This window comes from Thermococcus peptonophilus, from assembly GCF_001592435.1.
Taxonomy (GTDB): Archaea; Methanobacteriota_B; Thermococci; order Thermococcales; family Thermococcaceae; genus Thermococcus; species Thermococcus peptonophilus.
Genome location: NZ_CP014750.1, coordinates 1,610,969 through 1,629,087, shown reverse-complemented (window position 1 = coordinate 1,629,087; position 18,119 = coordinate 1,610,969). Strand labels below are relative to the sequence as shown.

22 protein-coding genes and 1 tRNA gene are annotated in these 18,119 nt (G+C 51.4%); 8 read left to right on the top strand and 15 right to left on the bottom strand.

Features of this window, described 5'->3' with window-relative positions; all coding sequences use genetic code 11:
• Nucleotides 1-52 precede the first annotated feature (52 nt).
• Nucleotides 53-352 carry a hypothetical protein gene (locus A0127_RS08790; protein ID WP_062390432.1) on the top strand — a complete coding sequence of 100 codons (300 nt, stop codon included), beginning with the start codon at nucleotides 53-55 and terminating at the stop codon, nucleotides 350-352.
• A 50-nt stretch (nucleotides 353-402) separates the two neighbouring features.
• Nucleotides 403-711 carry a hypothetical protein gene (locus A0127_RS08785; protein ID WP_054841568.1) on the top strand — a complete coding sequence of 103 codons (309 nt, stop codon included), beginning with the start codon at nucleotides 403-405 and terminating at the stop codon, nucleotides 709-711.
• 20 nt (nucleotides 712-731) lie between these two features.
• On the opposite strand, the gene wecB is transcribed toward A0127_RS08785, so the two are convergent.
• On the bottom strand, nucleotides 732-1,865 hold the full coding sequence (wecB, locus tag A0127_RS08780) for a non-hydrolyzing UDP-N-acetylglucosamine 2-epimerase (protein ID WP_062390431.1): 1,134 nt from the start codon (nucleotides 1,863-1,865) through the stop codon (nucleotides 732-734).
• The gene (locus A0127_RS08775; protein WP_062390429.1) at nucleotides 1,862-3,127 is read right to left on the bottom strand and encodes a UDP-N-acetyl-D-mannosamine dehydrogenase; all 1,266 of its coding nucleotides are present in this window, start codon (nucleotides 3,125-3,127) and stop codon (nucleotides 1,862-1,864) included. The genes wecB and A0127_RS08775 overlap by 4 nt, the downstream gene beginning before the upstream one ends.
• A 293-nt stretch (nucleotides 3,128-3,420) precedes the next feature.
• On the opposite strand from A0127_RS08775, the gene A0127_RS08770 reads away from it, so the two are divergent.
• Entirely contained in the window at nucleotides 3,421-4,524 is a 1,104-nt protein-coding gene (locus A0127_RS08770; RefSeq protein ID WP_062390427.1) for a DUF354 domain-containing protein, read from the top strand.
• Here the strand turns inward: A0127_RS08770 and A0127_RS08765 are convergent.
• The 4 genes from A0127_RS08765 to A0127_RS08750 are packed head-to-tail and all read right to left on the bottom strand — an operon-like array spanning nucleotide 4,468 to nucleotide 6,834.
• Nucleotides 4,468-5,019, bottom strand: coding sequence for a stage II sporulation protein M (locus A0127_RS08765; RefSeq protein WP_062390425.1), 552 nt, complete (start codon nucleotides 5,017-5,019; stop codon nucleotides 4,468-4,470). The two genes, A0127_RS08770 and A0127_RS08765, sit on opposite strands and share 57 nt — an antisense overlap.
• A gap of 5 nt (nucleotides 5,020-5,024) precedes the next feature.
• Nucleotides 5,025-5,303 (bottom strand): lipoate protein ligase C-terminal domain-containing protein, encoded by a 279-nt coding sequence (locus tag A0127_RS08760; protein ID WP_054841570.1) that lies wholly within the window; start codon nucleotides 5,301-5,303, stop codon nucleotides 5,025-5,027.
• Between the two features lie 47 nt (nucleotides 5,304-5,350).
• Nucleotides 5,351-6,073, bottom strand: a complete 723-nt coding sequence (locus tag A0127_RS08755; protein ID WP_062390423.1) for a hypothetical protein — start codon at nucleotides 6,071-6,073, stop codon at nucleotides 5,351-5,353.
• On the bottom strand, nucleotides 6,070-6,834 hold the full coding sequence (locus A0127_RS08750; protein WP_062390421.1) for a hypothetical protein: 765 nt from the start codon (nucleotides 6,832-6,834) through the stop codon (nucleotides 6,070-6,072). The genes A0127_RS08755 and A0127_RS08750 overlap by 4 nt, the downstream gene beginning before the upstream one ends.
• A 110-nt stretch (nucleotides 6,835-6,944) precedes the next feature.
• On the opposite strand from A0127_RS08750, the gene A0127_RS08745 reads away from it, so the two are divergent.
• Together A0127_RS08745 and A0127_RS08740 are read left to right on the top strand one after the other, a co-directional pair.
• On the top strand, nucleotides 6,945-8,873 hold the full coding sequence (locus A0127_RS08745) for an arginine--tRNA ligase (RefSeq protein WP_062390419.1): 1,929 nt from the start codon (nucleotides 6,945-6,947) through the stop codon (nucleotides 8,871-8,873).
• Nucleotides 8,874-8,983: 110 nt separating this feature from the next.
• Nucleotides 8,984-9,874: a dihydrodipicolinate synthase family protein gene (locus tag A0127_RS08740; RefSeq protein ID WP_062390417.1), complete on the top strand. Its 891-nt coding sequence runs from the start codon at nucleotides 8,984-8,986 to the stop codon at nucleotides 9,872-9,874.
• Here the strand turns inward: A0127_RS08740 and prf1 are convergent.
• The 5 genes from prf1 to A0127_RS10880 all read right to left on the bottom strand — a co-directional run bounded on the left by prf1 (nucleotide 9,868) and on the right by A0127_RS10880 (nucleotide 12,864).
• Nucleotides 9,868-11,115: a peptide chain release factor aRF-1 gene (gene prf1 / locus A0127_RS08735; protein WP_062390415.1), complete on the bottom strand. Its 1,248-nt coding sequence runs from the start codon at nucleotides 11,113-11,115 to the stop codon at nucleotides 9,868-9,870. The genes A0127_RS08740 and prf1 overlap by 7 nt on opposite strands.
• A gap of 64 nt (nucleotides 11,116-11,179) precedes the next feature.
• Nucleotides 11,180-11,416, bottom strand: coding sequence for a pro-sigmaK processing inhibitor BofA family protein (locus A0127_RS08730; protein ID WP_062390413.1), 237 nt, complete (start codon nucleotides 11,414-11,416; stop codon nucleotides 11,180-11,182).
• 10 nt (nucleotides 11,417-11,426) lie between these two features.
• Nucleotides 11,427-11,987 carry a hypothetical protein gene (locus A0127_RS08725; protein ID WP_062390411.1) on the bottom strand — a complete coding sequence of 187 codons (561 nt, stop codon included), beginning with the start codon at nucleotides 11,985-11,987 and terminating at the stop codon, nucleotides 11,427-11,429.
• Nucleotides 11,988-12,039: 52 nt separating this feature from the next.
• Complete coding sequence (locus A0127_RS08720) at nucleotides 12,040-12,441, bottom strand: hypothetical protein (RefSeq protein WP_156471188.1); 402 nt, start codon at nucleotides 12,439-12,441, stop codon at nucleotides 12,040-12,042.
• Nucleotides 12,442-12,489: 48 nt separating this feature from the next.
• Nucleotides 12,490-12,864, bottom strand: a complete 375-nt coding sequence (locus tag A0127_RS10880; RefSeq protein WP_082781416.1) for a class III signal peptide-containing protein — start codon at nucleotides 12,862-12,864, stop codon at nucleotides 12,490-12,492.
• A 261-nt stretch (nucleotides 12,865-13,125) separates the two neighbouring features.
• Here A0127_RS10880 and A0127_RS08710 point away from each other — a divergent pair, with 261 nt between their 5' ends.
• Complete coding sequence (locus tag A0127_RS08710; protein ID WP_231855753.1) at nucleotides 13,126-13,536, top strand: hypothetical protein; 411 nt, start codon at nucleotides 13,126-13,128, stop codon at nucleotides 13,534-13,536.
• An 8-nt stretch (nucleotides 13,537-13,544) separates the two neighbouring features.
• Here A0127_RS08710 and A0127_RS08705 read toward each other — a convergent pair whose 3' ends face one another.
• From A0127_RS08705 to A0127_RS08695, 3 genes are read right to left on the bottom strand one after another with little or no spacing between them, the layout of a single operon-like run.
• Nucleotides 13,545-14,849, bottom strand: a complete 1,305-nt coding sequence (locus A0127_RS08705) for a site-2 protease family protein (protein WP_062390406.1) — start codon at nucleotides 14,847-14,849, stop codon at nucleotides 13,545-13,547.
• Nucleotides 14,850-14,888: 39 nt separating this feature from the next.
• The gene (locus A0127_RS08700; protein WP_062390404.1) at nucleotides 14,889-15,290 is read right to left on the bottom strand and encodes a DUF126 domain-containing protein; all 402 of its coding nucleotides are present in this window, start codon (nucleotides 15,288-15,290) and stop codon (nucleotides 14,889-14,891) included.
• 10 nt (nucleotides 15,291-15,300) lie between these two features.
• Nucleotides 15,301-16,461, bottom strand: a complete 1,161-nt coding sequence (locus A0127_RS08695) for an aconitase X catalytic domain-containing protein (RefSeq protein WP_062390401.1) — start codon at nucleotides 16,459-16,461, stop codon at nucleotides 15,301-15,303.
• 93 nt (nucleotides 16,462-16,554) lie between these two features.
• Between A0127_RS08695 and A0127_RS08690 the strand changes: the two genes are divergently transcribed.
• Nucleotides 16,555-16,632: transfer RNA gene (locus A0127_RS08690), tRNA-Met, on the top strand.
• Here the strand turns inward: A0127_RS08690 and A0127_RS08685 are convergent.
• Nucleotides 16,589-17,317 carry an LAGLIDADG family homing endonuclease gene (locus A0127_RS08685; RefSeq protein WP_231855826.1) on the bottom strand — a complete coding sequence of 243 codons (729 nt, stop codon included), beginning with the start codon at nucleotides 17,315-17,317 and terminating at the stop codon, nucleotides 16,589-16,591. The two genes, A0127_RS08690 and A0127_RS08685, sit on opposite strands and share 44 nt — an antisense overlap.
• Before the next feature lie 336 nt (nucleotides 17,318-17,653).
• Between A0127_RS08685 and A0127_RS08680 the strand changes: the two genes are divergently transcribed.
• A complete protein-coding gene (locus A0127_RS08680) occupies nucleotides 17,654-18,109 on the top strand; it encodes a 30S ribosomal protein S15 (protein ID WP_011250202.1) in 456 nt (151 codons plus the stop codon).
• The last annotated feature ends 10 nt before the right edge of the window (nucleotides 18,110-18,119 follow it).

Here is an 18,119-nt window from a genome sequence, read left to right as displayed (position 1 = left end):
GTGATGGAAACACTTTTAAAATCTATGTTATAATTTTCCACAGGGCGATAAAATGGGACCAAGGATCTTTGCATACTTTTTACTCGGGGTTGCGTTCTTGTTTATTCTAATACTTGGCTCTGCCATTGCAAACGAGTCTTCAGTGCTTGCGGAGTACTCCGGGGGAACTTATCACGGCGGTGTCACACTAACTTCTGCATCCGGTAATGAGTGGAAAGAAGCACCTGAGAACCCCAAAGTTGTTTACATATCAGTACTGGCCCCAGAACCCTACGGGCAAGCTATTGAACGGTCAATAACAGAGGTTGCAAAGGTCCACAACTTAACCCCAATTGTGTTGGTGACATCATAAATTACGACCTTAAAGGGAGGGTTGTAATAGCATACTTCCCACTAGTTGGTGTGGACAACAGACTCCTTAAAAAGACTTACAGAGTCTCGGGCATCCTGTATTACTCCTATCCCGGCGATGCTAAGTCAGTGATTGAAGCTATAAACAAGGGAATACCTCTCTCCGAAGACGAAATAGACAAAGCTTCTGAAAATCTGATCCAGAGAAGCATCAGACGGTTGAACAGCCTAAAAATTATGGATCAGACAACAGCCGTTGCTTACTGGTGGAACCTAAAGGCAAGCGTTGGTATGCTCAAAAGTGATGACCCCTACGAGATGATAGCAGCGAGGTCGCCAACGAGTTCGACCAGTTCTTGAAAAGCGATGAAAATGAATAATCAGATAAAACGAGAGCTTTTAACCTTCAGCTCCCCCTTTTCATAGAGTTCAAGCAGTATTTTTGCAATCCTCTCTCCTGCTTTTCCATCTCCAAAGGGATTCGGTGCCTTCGCCATTTTCTCATAGAAGTCCCTGTCCTCAATCAGCTTTTGCAGGTAGTGAAGAACTCTCTCCCTTTCGAGGCCCACTAAGATATTGCCGCCTGCTTTGACCGTTTCCGGCCTTTCAGTATTGTAGCGGAGGGTCAGGCAGGGTACGTCGAGAATTATCGTTTCCTCCTGAACCCCTCCTGAGTCTGTCATTACGGCGAAGGCGTTCTTCTCCAGCCTCAGGAAGTCGAGGTAGCCGAGGGGTTTGGTGATTACAAGGTTCTCTATCGCAGTAACCCGTTCCCAGAGGCCAAACCTCTTGAGCCTGCCCTCTGTTCTCGGATGGATAGGGTAAACGGCCATCATTGGAAGACTTTCAAGGATTTCAACAAGCCTGGTAAGGTTCTCCCTGCTGTCGGTGTTCTCGGCGCGGTGGGCTGTTATGAGGATGTACTCTTTGGGCTTCATGCCGAGCCTTTCAAGGACGTCGCTCTTTTTCTCCGCCACCAGGGAGTTTTGAAGTACGGCGTCAACTATCGTGTTCCCAACGACGTAGACGTTTTCCGTTATGCCCTCCCGTTCGAGGTTTTTCCTGGCCTCATCAGTAGGCGGAAAAAGGACTTCGCTCGCATGGTCAGCGAGGATTCTGTTTATCTCCTCGGGCATCGTTCGATCAAAGCTCCTCAGCCCAGCCTCGACGTGGGCGACGGGTATCTTCAGCTTCACGCTCGCCAGAGCACCCGCAAGAACAGTGTTCGTGTCGCCCTGTACTAAAGTAACGTCGGGTCTCTCGTCCATCAGGACTTTCTCGATTTTAACCATGGCCTTCCCTGTCTGCTCTGCCTGCGTCCCAGAGCCAACTTCAAGGTGGTAATCTATAGGTGGAAGCTCAAGCTCCTCAAGAAAAATCCTGCTCATTTCGTAGTCGTAGTGCTGGCCGGTATGAATGAGGAGCGGCTTAATCCCCATTTCGAGGAAGGCCCTAACGACAGGGGCCAGCTTGATGATTTCGGGTCTGGTTCCAAACACGAGAGCTGGTTTCAATACTCACCCCTCCCTATGCCCTTAAAGAGGAAGCCTCTTGGGGGTCTATCTACGACATGCCTGCCGTCTATCAGAATCTTCGTCCGCATAAGCTTCCCGAGTTCCTCCCAGTCGAGGTTCTTAAAGGCCGTGTGGTCAGTGGCAATAACTGCAGCATCGGCACCGCTCAGAGCCTCCTCCAAGCTCTCAGCACTTCCACCAACAAACGGGTCGTAGCTTCTGACTTCCCCGACGTCGTCCTTTATAGCGTCTATGAAAGCTATGGCAGGGGAGTTTCTCGTGTCGTCGCTGTTTCCCTTGTAAGCCAGCCCAAGGACGGCAACCACTGCCTTTTCAGGTGGAATATTAAGCTGTTTAAACGCGGAGAACAGAAGGTCTTTCGTGAAGAGCGGCATTGAGTCGTTTATCTCCCTGGCAGTTCTTATAAGGCCAAAATCTTCCTTGGCCGGCCAGAGGAGGAGGTGTGGATCCTTCGGAAGGCAGTGCCCCCCCACACCGATTCCGGGAAGGTGAATGTTCACACGCGGGTGTGTGTTGGCTAGCTCTATTGCCTCAAAGACGTTTATCCCGTACTGGTGGGCGATGAAGGCGAACTCGTTCGCCAGAGCGATGTTCACATCGCGGAAGGTGTTCTCCATGAGCTTCACGACTTCGCTCACAGTGGAGCTGGTCTTGAAAGTCCGTCCCTTCACAAAGGAGCAGTAGAGCTTTTCAGCTATCTCCGCACTCTCTGGGGTTATCCCTCCGAAGATTCTGGAGTTGTAGACAAGCTCCTTGAATATTCTGCCCGGCATTACTCTCTCGGGCGCGTGCACCATGTAGAAATCCTCACCTGCCTTAAGGCCCGTTATCTCCTCGATGAGCTTCGCCATTTTGACCGTAGTCAGCGGAGGGACTGTGCTCTCTATCACGACAAGAGAGCCTTTTTTCATCCGCTCCGCGACGGTTCTAACGGCGCTTTCAAGGTAGCTCAGATCAGGGGTTTTGTCCTCCTTTAGGGGGGTCTGGACGCAGATTATGTAGGCGTCCTTGTCCCTTATTTCTTCAGGGTCGGAGGTTGCTCTCAGGTTGCCGCTTGAGACAGCCTTTTTTAGGAGTTCGTCTATATCGGGCTCTATTATGTGAGCCTTTCCGGAGTTTATGCTCCTAACAACGTCTTCCCTTATCTCATAACCAGTGACCTTAAACCCCGCATTTGCGAACATTATCGCGGTCGGCAGCCCAATGTATCCGAGCCCGATTACAGCTATTTCCTTCACCATCTACCACCTGGGGAAGCTATCTTGGACGGGATAAAAGCCTTTTCCAGCCAATGGTTGTGAAAATGTTTTAGGGTGTGAGAAGTTGGTTAGCTATCTATACTTCTCAAAAATCTGAGCTGATTTTGACTGTACTTGGGAAGAGACATTTAACGGCCTATTTCATCGAAAGAAATGGTTAGAAAGCTTTTCTAATTAAAAGCGAAGTTTGGGAACACATAAAAAAACGCCTTCAAAACGGTTTTTCGGAAACCCTTATAATGGACAAAGGCGTCCAGTTATTGGATGGTGATAGAATGAAGGTCTGGGTGGATATAACCAACGCACCTCACGCTCACTTTTTCAAGGGCCCGATACGGGAGCTTGAAAGGTCTGGTTACGAAGTTATAATCACCACGAGGGAGTTTGATGGCCTGACCGGAATTCTCGATATGCTTGGCTTTGACTACTATGTCGTCGGGAAGCACGGTGGGGCCACTCTTGAAGGAAAACTTCTGGCAAGCTCAGAGAGGGTTTACAAACTCAGCAAGCTCATAATAGAGGAAAAGCCCGACTTGGCGATTTACAAGCACTCCGCAGAAGCTCCAAGGGTTGCCTTTGGTCTTCAGATACCCAGCATAGGCTTCGTTGACAACGAGACCGCGGTTGGCCAGAACAAGCTCATAGCCCCGTTCACAAAACTGCTCCTGTACCCCAAGGCGATTGACGCCTACGACCTCATCAAGTGCGGTGCAGACCCGAACGGCATGAGACCCGTTAACGGGTTCTCCGAACTGGCCCACCTCTACGGCTTTAAGCCCGAGAGAAAAGTCCTGAAGGAGCTTGGGGTGAGGCGCAACGGGTACATTGTTATGCGTACTGAACCCATAAAGGCCAACTACTTCAACGGCGACATAAAGAGCATTCTTGAGGACATTATACCCCTTCTTCCAGACATCCCAATAGTTCTGTTCCCGAGAACTGAAGAGCAGAGAAAGCGCTTTGAGCGCTTTGGCAATGTCATAATGCCAGAAAAGCCCGTGGACAGCCTGAGCCTCCTCTACTACGCAAGACTGATGATTGGAGCAGGGGGAACAATGAACAGGGAGGCAATAGCACTTGGAACTCCAACGATCTCCACTTACCCCGGAAAACTGCTTGCCGTTACGCGGTGGCTCGTTGAGCTTGGGGTGAAATTTCATTCAACGGATCCCCTGGAAGTTGCCAGAATGGCGGAACGCATGATAGAAATGAACGGCAGTTACAGGAGCTACATCCGGAGCGTTGTCTCAGGGCTTGAGGACCCAATGGAAGTAATCCTGAAGGAGATAGAAACCTACGAAACCGAGGGAACCTTTCTCGTCTCACCCGAGGCTGGCAACGTTGGGGGTTATGTAAGCCTCGATAAACGCGGCGACTAAGAGCATTGCAAGGACCACCCCATACATCCTGAGGGCGAAGGATGCACCTTCCTTGAAGCCCCTACCTCTGTCCTTATCTTCTACGATTTTCTTATACCAGCATACTCCCGCTACCCCCGCCAGTATAAACGCGGGTATCTCAAATATCCCGTGAGGTGTCAGGCCGAGAACCAGAGTCCGCGGAGGCATACCGTTTTCCCACAGAACTCCAACAACAAGGCCCACAACAAAGCCGTTGGTCATCACGAGTATCGCAGGCCCAATCCCGAAAAAAAGACCGGAAATTAGTGTAAGAAGGGCAACCCATGAGTTGTGGACGAATATAGTAATGAAATTCTTGAACGGACTCTTGGAGAGACTACCCAACTGCTGGGCGATCGTTTTCATGTATTCTACAGCCTTCTCAGGCTGGAGCAATGAGTAAATTAAACCCATGGCTATGCCGACAAAGAACACCATCAGCAGGTAAAGAAAATATCTAGCGATTCTACCCACGTGATTCACCCTTCGAGGGCCTTTTTCAGTGCTATCTTGAAGTCCTCGACGTTTATGTAGGGCATCTCGACGTCGAGCCTCATGGCGAAGAACTCATCTATTATCCCTTCCAGCTCTTCAAGCTTGTGCCCTTCAAGCCTGCTTTCTAGTTCATGAATCGTCTCCTCCGGATGAATGAAGAAATCCCCTGTTATCCTGACGTTTTCGGCCTTTCCGTCCTTTTCGTCGAACTCTATCCTTATGAGGCCCTTCCTGGCCTTGTGCTCACCAACGTGGTGCTTCATTCTACCACCCCCAAGTAAGTTAGTGTAAAGAAGTTTTAAAATGTTGGTCATGCTTCTTTGAGCTCGACATTGCTCGCCCATTGGAGAAAGTCCTCAGCCTCGTCAGAGTATTCCAGGCGTATCCTGGCTGTTATAGAAACCGACAGGCTTCCAAAGGAGTGCTTTCCTCCCGATACTTCGAGAATGCCGTTGGGATACGCCACAAGAGCTACCACCAGTGTCTTTCCATGCCACACCCTACGTGTCCTTACGTATACTGGCAGTTCTTCTTTTATAGTGTTTTCACCTAACACTCCTGGGAGCTCTAGGGGGAACGAGAATCGCCACACAATGTCTTCTCCTGAGGTGTACTTTTCCAGAGGTTCCAGCCCCAGTTCCCCCGCCATAGAGAAAACTTCATCCTCAATGAGCCTATCGACTTCTTCTTCCACCTTCCCGCGGACCAGTGGGAGCACCGTTGATGGAACAGACGAAAGATCTACAACAGCCACGTATCCCACAACTCCCTCTTTCAGGGACACACCCACACCTGCCAGCCGCGAGAGGTTCTCGATGTCGCGAGCGAATCCGGTGTATGAGTACTCCGTTACGGTGTACCTCACCTTTATGGGGCCGTAGGATATGATATTCACCTGTGTCCCTTTGGGGCTCCATCTGTCGGGGGCCGCGAACGGCACAAGGGTTCGGGATTCATCCATTGTGGCCGCTGTTAGGATGGAAAACATGACCACCACCGCCAGGATTGCACCGATAATCTTCAGAGCCTTCATTTGACCACCCCCGCCACGCTCTCCGCGTCGGATACCAGGGAACCATCGTAGAGGTTCCAGCTAATCTCTACTTCAACTTCAACGAAATCGAGAGGGCGGAGTACAACCTTCCGATGGTAGTTCTCGGGAACGGCTGTTATAACGATGCCGTAGCCGTTGGTTGATTCGATAAGGTATTCACGTATCTCCACTTTCACGTTCCCCAGCTCAACGGTGCCGTACTGTGTTCTGAACGTTCCAACTGGGTACTCTGCGTACAGTTTTTTGACTATCATGCCGTTAATTTCCCGCCACTCCCCTTCTGAGACCACAGAGAGTCCCATCTCATCCAGCATCTTCGAGACTTGGGAATCAAGGGCGTTCTTTATTTCCTTCTCGATAACGGTTCCCAGAGCCCATCTGGCCGGTACGTCTGACGTGTCTATCCACCCAACTGCCATAGTGGTAAAACTTGGAATTGCTATGGACTCACTGATGTTGAGAAATTCAAAAAGTCCTTCCAGCTCTTCCGCCCTTTTGCTGTCATACGTGGGTTTCCTGAAGAGCATTATTTTGTAGGGGATCTTCACAAGGGAAAATCCGCTAATCGAAAGTTCATACGTTTCGGTGTATCCATCTGTTTTGACCCACCCCAGGGCCTCGGCCTTCTTGACCATATCCCCAAGCTTTCCAGTGGCCTCCACCTGTTCTCCGCTTCCCCCAATGCACCCTGCCGAGAACACTAGAAGGGCCGTTATGAGCAGGACGGCAACCCTTTTCATACCAAATCCCCCAGATAGAAAAAATCTTCAGGTTATTATCTTTTTTCCTTCTTCTCGCCGCCACACAAAACTTTATAGCCCGTATTCCAAATCACGACCCGGTGGTGAGGATGGTTTACAGGGAAGTCCAGGAAAGGGTAAGGCTCGCACTGCGTCAAGCTCTTGACGAAATGCTCAGCAAGGCTGGAAAGGAGTGGGACGGCGAGATAACCTTCGACGATACCCCAAGCATCGATCTCGGCGACTTTGGAACGGCAGTGGCATTTCAGCTGGCAAGGGTCTTCAGGAAGGCGCCGAAGCTAATAGCCGAGGAACTCATTGAGAGGGTGAAGGAAAAGCTTCCAGAAGGGGTCAGGGACGTCAAGGTCGTGAACGGCTACATAAACTTCCACCTCGACTACGAGTTCTTTGGAAAGGCCCTTGTGAGAGAGATACTTGAGAAAGGTGAGGAATACGGGGAGAGTGAACTCGGGAGTGGAAAGAAGGTCATAGTCGAGCACACCTCGGTGAACCCGACCAAGCCGCTCCACATGGGACACGCTAGGAACTCCGTCCTTGGGGACACAATGGCAAGGATAATGAGGAAGCTCGGCTACACCGTCGAGGTTCAGAACTACATAGACGACCTCGGTGTTCAGTTCGCCCAGGTTCTATGGGGCTACCTCAACCTGAAGGAGGAGTTCGAGAGGATTGAGACCGAGCTTCGCGAGAAGGGCCTGAAAGAGGACTTCATAGACCACGTCATGGGACTGCTCTACGTCGAGGTCAACAGGAAGCTTGAGGAGAACCCTGAAGTTGATAGGGAAGTCCGCGAGCTGATGAAGAAGCTCGAAGAGGGCGACAACGAGATAGCCGAGATTGGAAGGAAGCTCGCCGAGCGCGTTGTCAGAGCACAGATGCTAACCACCTACCGCATGGGCATAACCTACGACCTCCTCAGCTGGGAGAGCGACATAATGAAGAGCGGCATCTTCGGTGAGGCCTACGAGCTGATAGAAAAGAACGAGAACTTCTTCTGGGCAACGGAGGGCAAGTACAGGGGAGCTTTCGTGATGGACTTAAGGAAGCTCTTCCCGGACATGAAGAACCCGTTCCTCGTTCTGAAGAGGAGCGACGGAACGGCCACGTACACCGGCAAGGACATAGCCTACCACCTCTGGAAGTTCGGCAAGGTCAAAGCCGACATGCTCTACAAGCTCTGGGACAGGGTCGAGAACCATGAGACGTGGACAACAGCTCCGGATGGAGAAGAAATGCCCGGAAAGTTCGGAAGGGCTGATATAGTAATCAACGTCATCGGTGCCGAGCAGAAGCACCCGCAGATGGCGATAAAGTACGCGCTCCAGCTCCTTGGCTTTGAGGATGCGGCTGAAAACTTCCATCACCTTGCTTACGAGCATGTTGTGAGGCCCGAAGGTTCTTTCTCCGGAAGGAAGGGAACGTGGGTCGGCTTCACCGTTGACGAAGTCCTCAACGAGGCCGTCCAGAGGGCGAGGGAGCTTGTCGAGCAGAAGAACCCGAAGCTGAGCGATGAGGAGAAGGACGAGATAGCTGAGGCTGTTGGCGTGGGGGCAGTCCGCTACAACCTCGTCAAGTACAGCCCGGACAAGATAATCACCTTCCGCTGGGAGGACGTGCTCAACTTCGAGGGGGACAGCGCACCGTACCTCCAGTACGCCCACGCCCGCTGTGCATCAATACTTCGGAAGGCTGAAGAGAGCGGGGTGGAGACGGACTGGAAGGCCCTGCTTGAAAAGGCCGACTTCTCAGAGCTGACAAACAGGGAGAAGGAGCTGATAAAGTTCCTCGCCAAGTTCCCGAAGGTCTTGGAGAGTGCCGGCAGGGACGTTAAGCCGCACCTCGTTCCAGCGTACCTCAACGACCTCGCAAGTCTCTTCAACAGGTTCTATATGGATCACCCCGTACTCAAGGCCAAAGAGGGTATCAGGGAAGCGCGCCTACTCATAGTTTTGGCTGTAAAGCAGGTGCTCAGAAACGGGCTTGATGTCCTCGGCATTGAGGCTCCGGAGAGGATGTGATTTCCATTTTTGTCTTCTTTTGACTGTGTCCACTCAGAAGTCCGCTCAGTTTACCATCCTTAACCCCAACCCTAAAATACCCCCTTTGACGTAATCCCCCCGGTGATCCTATGCACGGTGTTATAGTCCCACTTGTTACTCCTTTCAACGAGGATTATTCAATAGACGTCTCAGCCCTTGAGGAGCACCTCGACTACCTCCAGAAGGTTGGAGTTCACGGGATATTCATAAACGCGACAACCGGAGAGTTCACAAGCCTCAGCAAGGAGGAAAGGAAGTTTTTGGCCGAGAAAGGCAGGGAACTCGTAACTTCGGCATTCTATCTCGTGGGGGCAACATCATCGAACATGTTTGAGGTAGTTGAACTTACAAAGCACGCCCAGGACATTGGCGCGGACTACGTCGTGATAGCTCCCCCGTATTACTGCCCCCTCAACGAGGAAGCCCTATTTAAGCACTACTCAACGGTCGCCGAGAAAACGGATATTCCCATTATACTCTACAACATCCCCGTCTGTGCGAACTCGCTGAGTGTTCCACTCGTCAAACGCCTCGCCCTTGAGTATCCAAGCATTGCCGGCATCAAGGCCACTATAGACAGCGTGAACTACATAAGGGACGTTATTCTTGATGTGAAGGAGGAAAGAAAAGACTTCGCGGTCTTCACCGGCCTCGACCAGCACCTCCTCAACACGCTGATCCTCGGCGGCGACGGTGGGGTGATGGCGTGTGCCAACTTCGCTCCGGAGCTTCACCTCCGCCTTTACAAGGCCTTCAACGAGAAGCGCTTTGAGGAGGCCTTCGAGTACTCAAGAAAGCTCGCAAAGATTTCAAAAGTCTACGACTTGGCTTCCTCGTTCGGCTCAGCCATAAAGCTCGCGATGAAAGCCAGGGGATTTTCGATAAAGCCCGTCCTCAGGCCGCCTTATGTGATGGACGGAAGGGAAGTCGAGGAAAAGATAAAAGCTCTGCTGGCAGAGGTGCTTGGAAGCCATCAGTGAATCTTGTACCTCAGGATCGCGCCAAGGCCGCCGAAGGCCTTGTAGAACTGCTGGCCTTCCTCAGTATCGAGGGAGATAATCTCCACGTCCGCTCCGCTTTCCTCTGCCATTTTTATTAGTTCTTCCGCCACGTCCCACTTCTCAAAGGTTATGTTCTGGCTTCCGCACTTGGGACAGTGGGTCAACTGCTTCTTGTAAACGTGGAACTCCTGCTCACTCATGGTCTTGAGCTCCTCCCAGCCGCAGTTGTTGCACTTCGCCCTGACGCGAACCTTGTCGTAGCCCTCGCTGATGAGGAGCTTGTCAACTGCCCCGAGCTCAAGAGCCATCCTAACCTCCTTCTCGCCGTAGGCTATCAGGCCTGTGTCCTTTACGAGGTGCCTGAAGAACTCCTGGATGAGCTGGCGCTCTTTAACTGCCTCGTGATCCTTGAGGATGTCGCTGGCCTTCTCAACAAGCTCCCTGAGGCCGTATTCGCCGTGATAGCTGATGTCCACAACACCGATTATCTTCTTTTTCAGCTCGTGGTGGAGGTAGTCCCCCTCAACGAACTCCTCCTTTGTCGGACCCGGGCCACCGATGATTATGCCCTTAAGCTCGCCCTTCTCAAGGAGGGGCAAGAAGGCCTTGTTGGCGTGCTCCCCAATCCTCTTCATAAACTCGTGGGTCTCCTGCTCGCGAATCCTCTCGTAACGTCTCGCGGACTGACCACCGGCGCGGGTCTTTCCGGGGACGTTGGAAGTAAGCTCGTCTATGACCTCGATCCTCTTCCCGCGGAGGAGACCAATTGTTGCCTCGTTCTTCTCGACGGTTATAAGGCCGTAGGCGTCCTTAACGCGGAGCATCTCCTCAAGGGGCTCGGTGACAAAGGTCTGGTCACATCGATAGAGCCTGACGTTGAGCGGCTCGGGTGGAACTATCGCCCAGAGCTTTATGTCGCTCACACCTTCCTGCTCGCTCACGTTTCCAACGAAAAGGGCCAGACCGTTCTCGGGAGTCTGCCTGTAGAGCTTGAGGTGCTGCATTGCCCTTTCGAGTGCGCCGAGGACGTTCTTTCGAGTTGACTTGCTCTTGATGTTCTGAGCGGTTCCATACTCCTCCCTAAGCTGCTGCATGACCTTGTTTATATCGTAGCCGGCAGGAATGTAGAGGCTTACGAGCTCGGTTGCACGACCTCGATAGCTCTTCAGTTCCTCAACCTTCTTCTTGAGTTCATACATCTCGGCAGACTTGTGAGACATGAGCATCACCCCTAACTTCTCTCGCTGAAATAGGCACGAAAAGGGTCTTTATAAAGGTTTGGAGCTACAGAAGGGAGAGCAGGATGACTATGAAAACCCCAGGGATTCCGCCGATTGCCACTATGAGAAGGTTCAGGAGGTTGAGCTGGACGTGAGTTATGCCAAGGAAGTTGAGGAGGCCGATTATCAGCAGACCTGCTATCGTGTTCAGAGCCAGCCACTTGATTATTGCCAGGGTCAGCTTGATGACAATCCATCCAACCGCCATGAAGAGGAAAAGAAGTATTAAAAGCTCCAGCATTTTTCCCACCTCAAAGCTTTTCAAGAGCTTCCTTCGCTATATCTCCGAGCTTGACCCACTTCTTGCCCTCAAAGGGCAGTATCACCTTGTCCTCGACGTCCACGAATTCCCTGACCTTGTCCGACAGCTCGCTCAGGCCAAGTTCACCTATGATCATGAGGGCGAATCCCTTCTGGTTTTTGTCTCCAGTTTCGAGCTGTTTACCGAGCTCATCAACTATCCAGGCCCGATATTTGTTGAGAAGGTCCAGGTATGTTTTAACGACAGCGTAAGCTAGCGTCATCGCGTTCTCCCTGACGTAGGGGTTTCTTGATTCTATAAGGCCCAGGATTTTTTTGAAGGTGTCCTCGTTGAAATGCCCCTTGACAACATCAGGGTTGCTCTCAACGAGGTTTGTTATCGTCAGGAGGGCATCTCCGACAATACCTGGATTGTTTGAAGAAAGCAGTTCGAAGAGGGCTTCTCTGATTTTTTTGTTCTTTACCGCATCCTCGAGCAGTAGGTCGAACTGACTCTCCTCCAACATCTTCTGGACTTTACCCTTTTTGGAGCCGAATGAGAGGAACGCCATTGTCACCACCTTACGGGAATTTGGGAGGAGAATTAATAAGGTTTTGCACGGATCAGCTTCCCAGTGCACATATTATGACCTTGCACGCCTCATCGTTGCCATCCATGCAGTCGTCATAAATCTGTCCCAGGTTCCTTCCGTTTGTGTCGTAGTTGATCACACCTGAGTAATCGCCGGAGTAAGAAGTACCCTGGACTGTGCAGGTGGTCTTGCCGTTCGAGGTCGAGATGGAAACGGCCTTGGATTTGATGTTTTCCCAAGTCCCGGTCGCATTGAACTGGACAATGATGTACTGGGCAGAGTTCTGGAGGGAAAGAGAACTGACTTGCTCGCCGGTTTGAATAGTATGAGGAAGGACACCCTGATTATAGGCGAAAAGCGTTCCAAGAACGAGCACAAACATCGCGACGAGCATGAAGAGGTATTCGAGAGAAGACTGTGCCTTCATTGTCAACCCCCCAACTTAAAAACAAGAAATTAAGAAAAACAAGAGGAACAAAGATCACTGGCTGTTCCACCAATCAATGATAATCTGGCATGACTGCTCACTAGTAAGAGCAGAGATGGTATTTGATTCTTTCATGCAATCCTTATAGAGGTTATCAAAGGTAGCTGTGGACCCACCATTTGGATCATATTTACCAGTAGTTGCATTGTAAGGTATGGTTATTGAAGTGAGATCCTTGTTCTGGGCCTGAAGTTGGGCTTTTATTGTCTCAACTTGGCTCTGGAGCTGCGCAAGGTTTCCCTGCTGGCTGGCCTGGCTTCCGCTCTGGCTGACGTACCTCACAGCTATCAGGATTATAACCAGGGCGGCCGCGATCATGAAGAGGTACTCGATGGCACCCTGGCCCTTCCTCCTCTTGAGTCTGAACATTTCACAACACCTCCGAAGAGTTACTTCATTCTATTTTTCAATTCAAAAACCCTTATATAGCTTTCTACCCAAATTTGAGGGTGAGGCCTTCAATATTGGGCAATCAGCAGGGGTGGTGGCATGAGGTTGCTTAATTTCCAACATGAATCAGCCAATGTTGAAGATTGTACAAGTACTGTGGTTGAACTATCAAATAAGGCCCTCAAATCAACCCATGGGTTCATATCATCCGCAAAGATTTCCCTGAGCTTTGGAGCTTTTATGAACCTCAGGGTTACGGTGCTCATAGATGATGAGAAAGACATGTTAAAGGGCATCATTGCAGAACATTCAACAGGTAAGAACAGGGCCGATGCCCTCAACAAAGCCCTAGAGCTTCTCAACTCGAAGCTGCCGAAGAACGCCGAGGTTGTGGACTTCGAGGTCGGCACGTACGTAACTCCCGTCACGAGGAGGGCCTACGGCGTCGCTGTTGCCGTTTACAACGTTCCCATTGGGAGGAAAAACTTCAGCGAATTCACCACTGGAGAGAGGAGGCATCTCCTTGAGCGTGTTCTGAGGGAGTTCAACTACAACCCGAAAGTGCTGAACATCTCGGAGCTAGCCAGAATGTTCGGAGTATCGAGGGACTCTATATACTACGACATCCAGCAGATACTAAAGGAAAAATAATTGAAAGGCTAAGCCGTCCAGAGCGGCCTTGGAGTTGCTGTAATCACGAATATTATCAGAGCAACCAGAGCCAGAACTATTCTGCCCTTTGAAACAGGACTAACTTCGTCGAGCGCCCCGGGGTTTCCAGCGGAGCCTATGAAGATTATGAGTATAGCCCATATCAGCCAACCACTCCAGAGATAGCTCATCCCAACGAGGAGCAGGGCCACGGCGTAGGTTATCATCTTGTGGGCCTTTTCGCTGATGAACGCCCTCAGGATGTGGCCGCCGTCGAGCTGGGCAACCGGGATTAAGTTGAGAAACGTCACCAGTATTCCAACCCAGCCTGCTATGGCCACGGGATGAAGGAAAATCACGTAGTCGCCCTGTACGTTAAGTACCAGCCTTTGGAGGGCCTCGAAGAGCAGGTTGGTTCCGAAGTAGATACCTCCCTCCGTTGATGGCACCAGGCTCGCAGGTACCAGTACGGAGAGCTTTAGGCCGAGCACCGTCACTGGCACGGCGACTACAAAGCCTGCTATCGGCCCGCTGACTCCGAGGTCTATGGCGGCGTTTCTGGTCGGCAGAGGGGACTTTACCCTGATTACCGCACCCAACGTCCCGAGGATGTTGGGAAATGGTATGAAGTAGGGCATCGTCGCCTTGACGCCGTGGTAGGTGGCCGCTATCTTGTGGCCGAGCTCGTGGGTGCCTATGATGGCCATCACGCTGACCGAGAAGGATAGCGCGATTATGTAGGGATTTCTAAGGCCCGGAAGGCCGTAGTGGTCAAGGGTGGCAATGTAGTTGAGCGCCAAGTAGTAGCCAGCGAAGAACGTCGAGAGTATTGTAAGCACGAGGAAGAGCCAAGGCAGCCAGGGGTTGTCGGGGGGTATCTTTCCCGCCGGAAAGACGAACAGCACGACTCTGCCGTCCCTTTTCTTAAGGGCTGCCCAGTAGCCGAGGTTCCCAAGCTCCCTGAGGACTTTCTCAAAGTTTTTTTCGTAGATGTCAAGAACCTCAAAGACTGCAACGTGTCCGTCAAAGCCGTGAAACCTGAGGGAATAGAACTCATTCAGCTTTGCCTCCACCTCTGGAGGGAGACCGTGGGGTAACTCTCTTAGGACTTCTGGACGGATTTCCTTCTCTTCTGGGCCAGGGGTGCCCAATTCTTCAGAACGGATGTCTGGGGCCTCTGTCCCCCCTACAGCATAGCCAACCAGTATCATGTCGCCGCCGCACTTGGGACAGGCCCCCTCAAGCACGGGTTCCGTGGAATCCAGAACCTCCCTGTGGCCGCAGTTTACACACTCGTATATTCCCCTCGGCATTTGACTTCCCGGAAGAAAATTGAGGGAAGAGTTAAAAACCTACTCCTTATCCTCAAGGATTTCGACCTCGCCGCTGTCGGCATCGACACGGACTTTCATCCCTGGCCTGAGCTTCGAGACGTCAACGTCGTCAACCATCGGTATGCCTGCAATTATTGCACCCGTTGCGACTATGGTCTCGGCTTCTTCGACGATTATCGCTCTCGGCGCTCTGTTGTTCTTCTTGAGGGCATAGATAACATAGGAGCCAACGGTGGAGCCCTTACCCCGAGGAAAGACGAGTATCTTACCTGCTATGCTCTGTCCTCTGATGTCACTCTCTGCGTCGGTGACAATGCCAGTTTCCGGATCAACGCCGCCGAGGAAGGAGAGGGGCTTCCTGGAGACTATTACCTCTCCCTCGGCTTTACCACCAACGATTCTCCTGCCCTTGAGCTTCATCGCAACCACCTCACGGGGCCTCCTTTATCAGGTTCTCGACGTCGTCAAGCCTCACGCTGAAGCCGAAGGAGCGGAAGTAGAAGGCTGACTTGCCGCTGTTTGTGGCTATTCCACTGTACCAGCCCTTTATCGGAGAGACGACGAAGCATGAATCAGGTATGATCTTCCCGTTGTAGCGTTCGATTGTTTCCGTGTAGCCAAGGGCATCCGCCAGAGCCTTCACTGCCCTGCTTGCTGTAATAAACAAGGGTATCTTTAGGGGCTTCCCCCGCATTCTCAGGAGTTCTGCTATTTCTTTGACCTCTGGTAGGGAAGCGTGGGGACAGCCTACAAGGATCATGCCTATTTCGCTCCAGTCGTCCTGGAAGGATTCTCTAACGGCTTTTAGATCAGAGTCCTCGACGGTTATCGTCTCCAGCTTGTCGGCTATAGCGTCCCTGTACTCTGGAGTCTCTCCCTCGACGTGGTAGAGTGCTATCGAGCCGGTAGCGGCCATCGCCGCTCCAAGCTCCTTGAGGAACTCGGTCTTCTCTGGCTTCAGGTTTTTGAAATAGGGGACATCGTTTCCGAGGGTTTTACCAAGGTGGTAACCGAGAGCTGAGTAGTCGGCAAAACTCTTCACCTTGGCCTGAACTTCCACCACCACAGTTGCTTTTCTGTTTTCATCAAGATGCAACCCGTAGTTTGGAGTTTTACCGACTATTGCCGCGGCAAGGCTTGAGGGACCGCCTTCTCGGTTAGTTCTTGCCCCCAGAATTGAGTTTGCAAAGCTGACGGCGGAGCTTTCGCTCCAGGCTACATGATCCCCGAACTTGGGGAGGTTTGCGCCGTAGTAGGGGGTGCAGGTGGATGTGACCTCGATGCCCATTTTTCTGTAAAGCTCAAGGACTTCCATCTGCTTTTCCATGAACTCGTCGTCGCCTATTCCTGCCGGGTTGAGAGTTGTGTAAACGCTGACCTTTGATCCGGCCTCTACAAAGTCCCTCAGGAACTCAATTCCAGCATCACCAATGTTTTTGTAAGAGACCCCTGCAACCTGGGCGCTCTTGATCGGTATGAGTCTGTCTGCACCGTAGATGTCTCCCAAAGCCACGAGTATCTCCATTGCCTTCTGCAGTGCATAGCCGTACTCTCCGGCCAGAATAAGCTCCTCCTCCTTCGTCAGGTACATTCTACCACCGATATAATTAGGCCTGAGAACGTTATAAAACCGCCTCCGCAAAATTTATAAACCCTCTCCGGTTCACTAACTAACGGGTCGAGCAGCGGGGTGGGGCAGCTAGGAGTGCCCGCCGGGCTCATAACCCGGAGGTCGGAGGTTCAAATCCTCCCCCCGCTACCAGGCCATTTTTGTATATTGATGTTTGTGTTTGTTCATTAAGTAGTCCCAACTCATAAAGGGCTTGTGCCAGCTTTTGTTGCCTTCTCTGGATTGTGAACCCTACCTGGAGGTAGTAGTTTAACACGCTTTTTCTCCGATAAACACGGATTTCATACAAATCTTGTTTGTATTCATACCATTTACCACGTATTTTGACAGGAGTTCCCTTTGGTGACCTAAGGTATATCTTGGAGTGAATGTCCAACTCATCCAGCAACTCCGAGCATAGTTCAAGAACATCCAAGTCGTAGTTTGCAGCGCTAACAAACAAGTTTGATTTAGCAGAATTAGAGCTATAGCCGACAGTTCCCTCGCTATCAAAGAATCCCCTCAAAAACTCCCTAGGATAAGCCCTCGCCACATCGAAAAGCCTCTCCTTTGGCCCCTTCAAGAAAGTGAAGAGGCCCTTTCCGTATGCTTCAACGTACCACCGGTTGCTCCTCGTTTTCTCTCGTTCAAAACCGACCGACGGGTTCAGGCCGATTTCTCCTAAAGCTTTGGCGAAGGCCTCTGCAAAATCCTTGTCGATAACCTTCAATCTAATCCCGTACCTGTGGTTGCTCTTCTGAAGCAGGGGCGCATCGCCAAAATAAACTCCAACGATATATGCGAGCGCAGGAGACGAATTGAGGTTTATCCTTTTCATTCTATTGAACGTGTTATGCGTCCCTTTGCACCAACGAAGGACGGTAGCTTTGGAAACCCTAACGTTGAGTTCTTTCGAAATTTCCTTTGTGATCTGCGAGTAGATCAATCCCCGTTCTCTGAGCTCCAAAACTCGTCGATGAACCTCCGTAAGCTCCTCCTGAGACAGCTCTCGCAGGGTTCGCATGATGACTATTTAAACTCGTTGTTTTTAAACTTTATCTAAAAGTAATAAGTTGAATTTGTGAACTAGCGGGGATAACTTTTTAAAGCTTGCTCCGATTTCCGAGCGAAGGGGCGGCTGGCGAGAGCTGGCCGTCACCGGGAGGTGTATGATATGGCGAGGATACACGCGAGAAAGAGGGGTAAGTCTGGTTCAAAGAGGCCACCGAGGACCGCTCCGCCGGCATGGGTTGAGTACACGGCGGAGGAGGTCGAGGCTCTGGTTGTCAAGCTCAGGAAGGAAGGATATAGCACGGCCATGATAGGTACGATTCTTCGCGACCAGTACGGCATCCCGAGCGTCAAGCTGATAACCGGCAAGAAGATAACCAAGATACTCGAAGAGAACGGTCTCGCGCCGGAGATCCCTGAGGACCTCATGTTCCTCATCAGGAGGGCCGTCAACCTCAGGAAGCACCTCGAGCAGCACCCGAAGGACAAGCACTCAAGGAGGGGCCTTCAGCTCATCGAGAGCAAGATCAGGAGGCTCGTCAAGTACTACAGGAGAACCGGAAAGCTGCCGGCAAAGTGGCGCTACGACCCAGAGCAGGCCAAACTCCTGGTCCGCTGATCCCTTTCCT

Excerpts from the sequence above, each read along its gene's own strand:
- A0127_RS08700 (WP_062390404.1), bottom strand. The coding sequence starts at position 15,290 with ATGAAGCTCAAGGGCAGGAGAATCGTTGGTGGTAAAGCCGAGGGAGAG.
- A0127_RS08760 (WP_054841570.1), bottom strand. The coding sequence starts at position 5,303 with ATGAAGCACCACGTTGGTGAGCACAAGGCCAGGAAGGGCCTCATAAGG.
- A0127_RS08725 (WP_062390411.1), bottom strand. The coding sequence starts at position 11,987 with ATGGCGTTCCTCTCATTCGGCTCCAAAAAGGGTAAAGTCCAGAAGATG.
- prf1 (WP_062390415.1), bottom strand. The coding sequence starts at position 11,115 with ATGTCTCACAAGTCTGCCGAGATGTATGAACTCAAGAAGAAGGTTGAG.
- A0127_RS08705 (WP_062390406.1), bottom strand. The coding sequence starts at position 14,849 with ATGCCGAGGGGAATATACGAGTGTGTAAACTGCGGCCACAGGGAGGTT.
- A0127_RS08745 (WP_062390419.1), top strand. The coding sequence starts at position 6,945 with ATGGTTTACAGGGAAGTCCAGGAAAGGGTAAGGCTCGCACTGCGTCAA.
- A0127_RS08685 (WP_231855826.1), bottom strand. The coding sequence starts at position 17,317 with ATGAAAAGGATAAACCTCAATTCGTCTCCTGCGCTCGCATATATCGTT.
- A0127_RS08750 (WP_062390421.1), bottom strand. The coding sequence starts at position 6,834 with ATGAAAAGGGTTGCCGTCCTGCTCATAACGGCCCTTCTAGTGTTCTCG.
- A0127_RS10880 (WP_082781416.1), bottom strand. The coding sequence starts at position 12,864 with ATGTTCAGACTCAAGAGGAGGAAGGGCCAGGGTGCCATCGAGTACCTC.
- A0127_RS08680 (WP_011250202.1), top strand. The coding sequence starts at position 17,654 with ATGGCGAGGATACACGCGAGAAAGAGGGGTAAGTCTGGTTCAAAGAGG.
- A0127_RS08695 (WP_062390401.1), bottom strand. The coding sequence starts at position 16,461 with ATGTACCTGACGAAGGAGGAGGAGCTTATTCTGGCCGGAGAGTACGGC.
- A0127_RS08710 (WP_231855753.1), top strand. The coding sequence starts at position 13,126 with ATGAACCTCAGGGTTACGGTGCTCATAGATGATGAGAAAGACATGTTA.
- A0127_RS08755 (WP_062390423.1), bottom strand. The coding sequence starts at position 6,073 with ATGAAGGCTCTGAAGATTATCGGTGCAATCCTGGCGGTGGTGGTCATG.
- A0127_RS08790 (WP_062390432.1), top strand. The coding sequence starts at position 53 with ATGGGACCAAGGATCTTTGCATACTTTTTACTCGGGGTTGCGTTCTTG.
- A0127_RS08730 (WP_062390413.1), bottom strand. The coding sequence starts at position 11,416 with ATGCTGGAGCTTTTAATACTTCTTTTCCTCTTCATGGCGGTTGGATGG.
- A0127_RS08770 (WP_062390427.1), top strand. The coding sequence starts at position 3,421 with ATGAAGGTCTGGGTGGATATAACCAACGCACCTCACGCTCACTTTTTC.
- A0127_RS08775 (WP_062390429.1), bottom strand. The coding sequence starts at position 3,127 with ATGGTGAAGGAAATAGCTGTAATCGGGCTCGGATACATTGGGCTGCCG.
- A0127_RS08740 (WP_062390417.1), top strand. The coding sequence starts at position 8,984 with ATGCACGGTGTTATAGTCCCACTTGTTACTCCTTTCAACGAGGATTAT.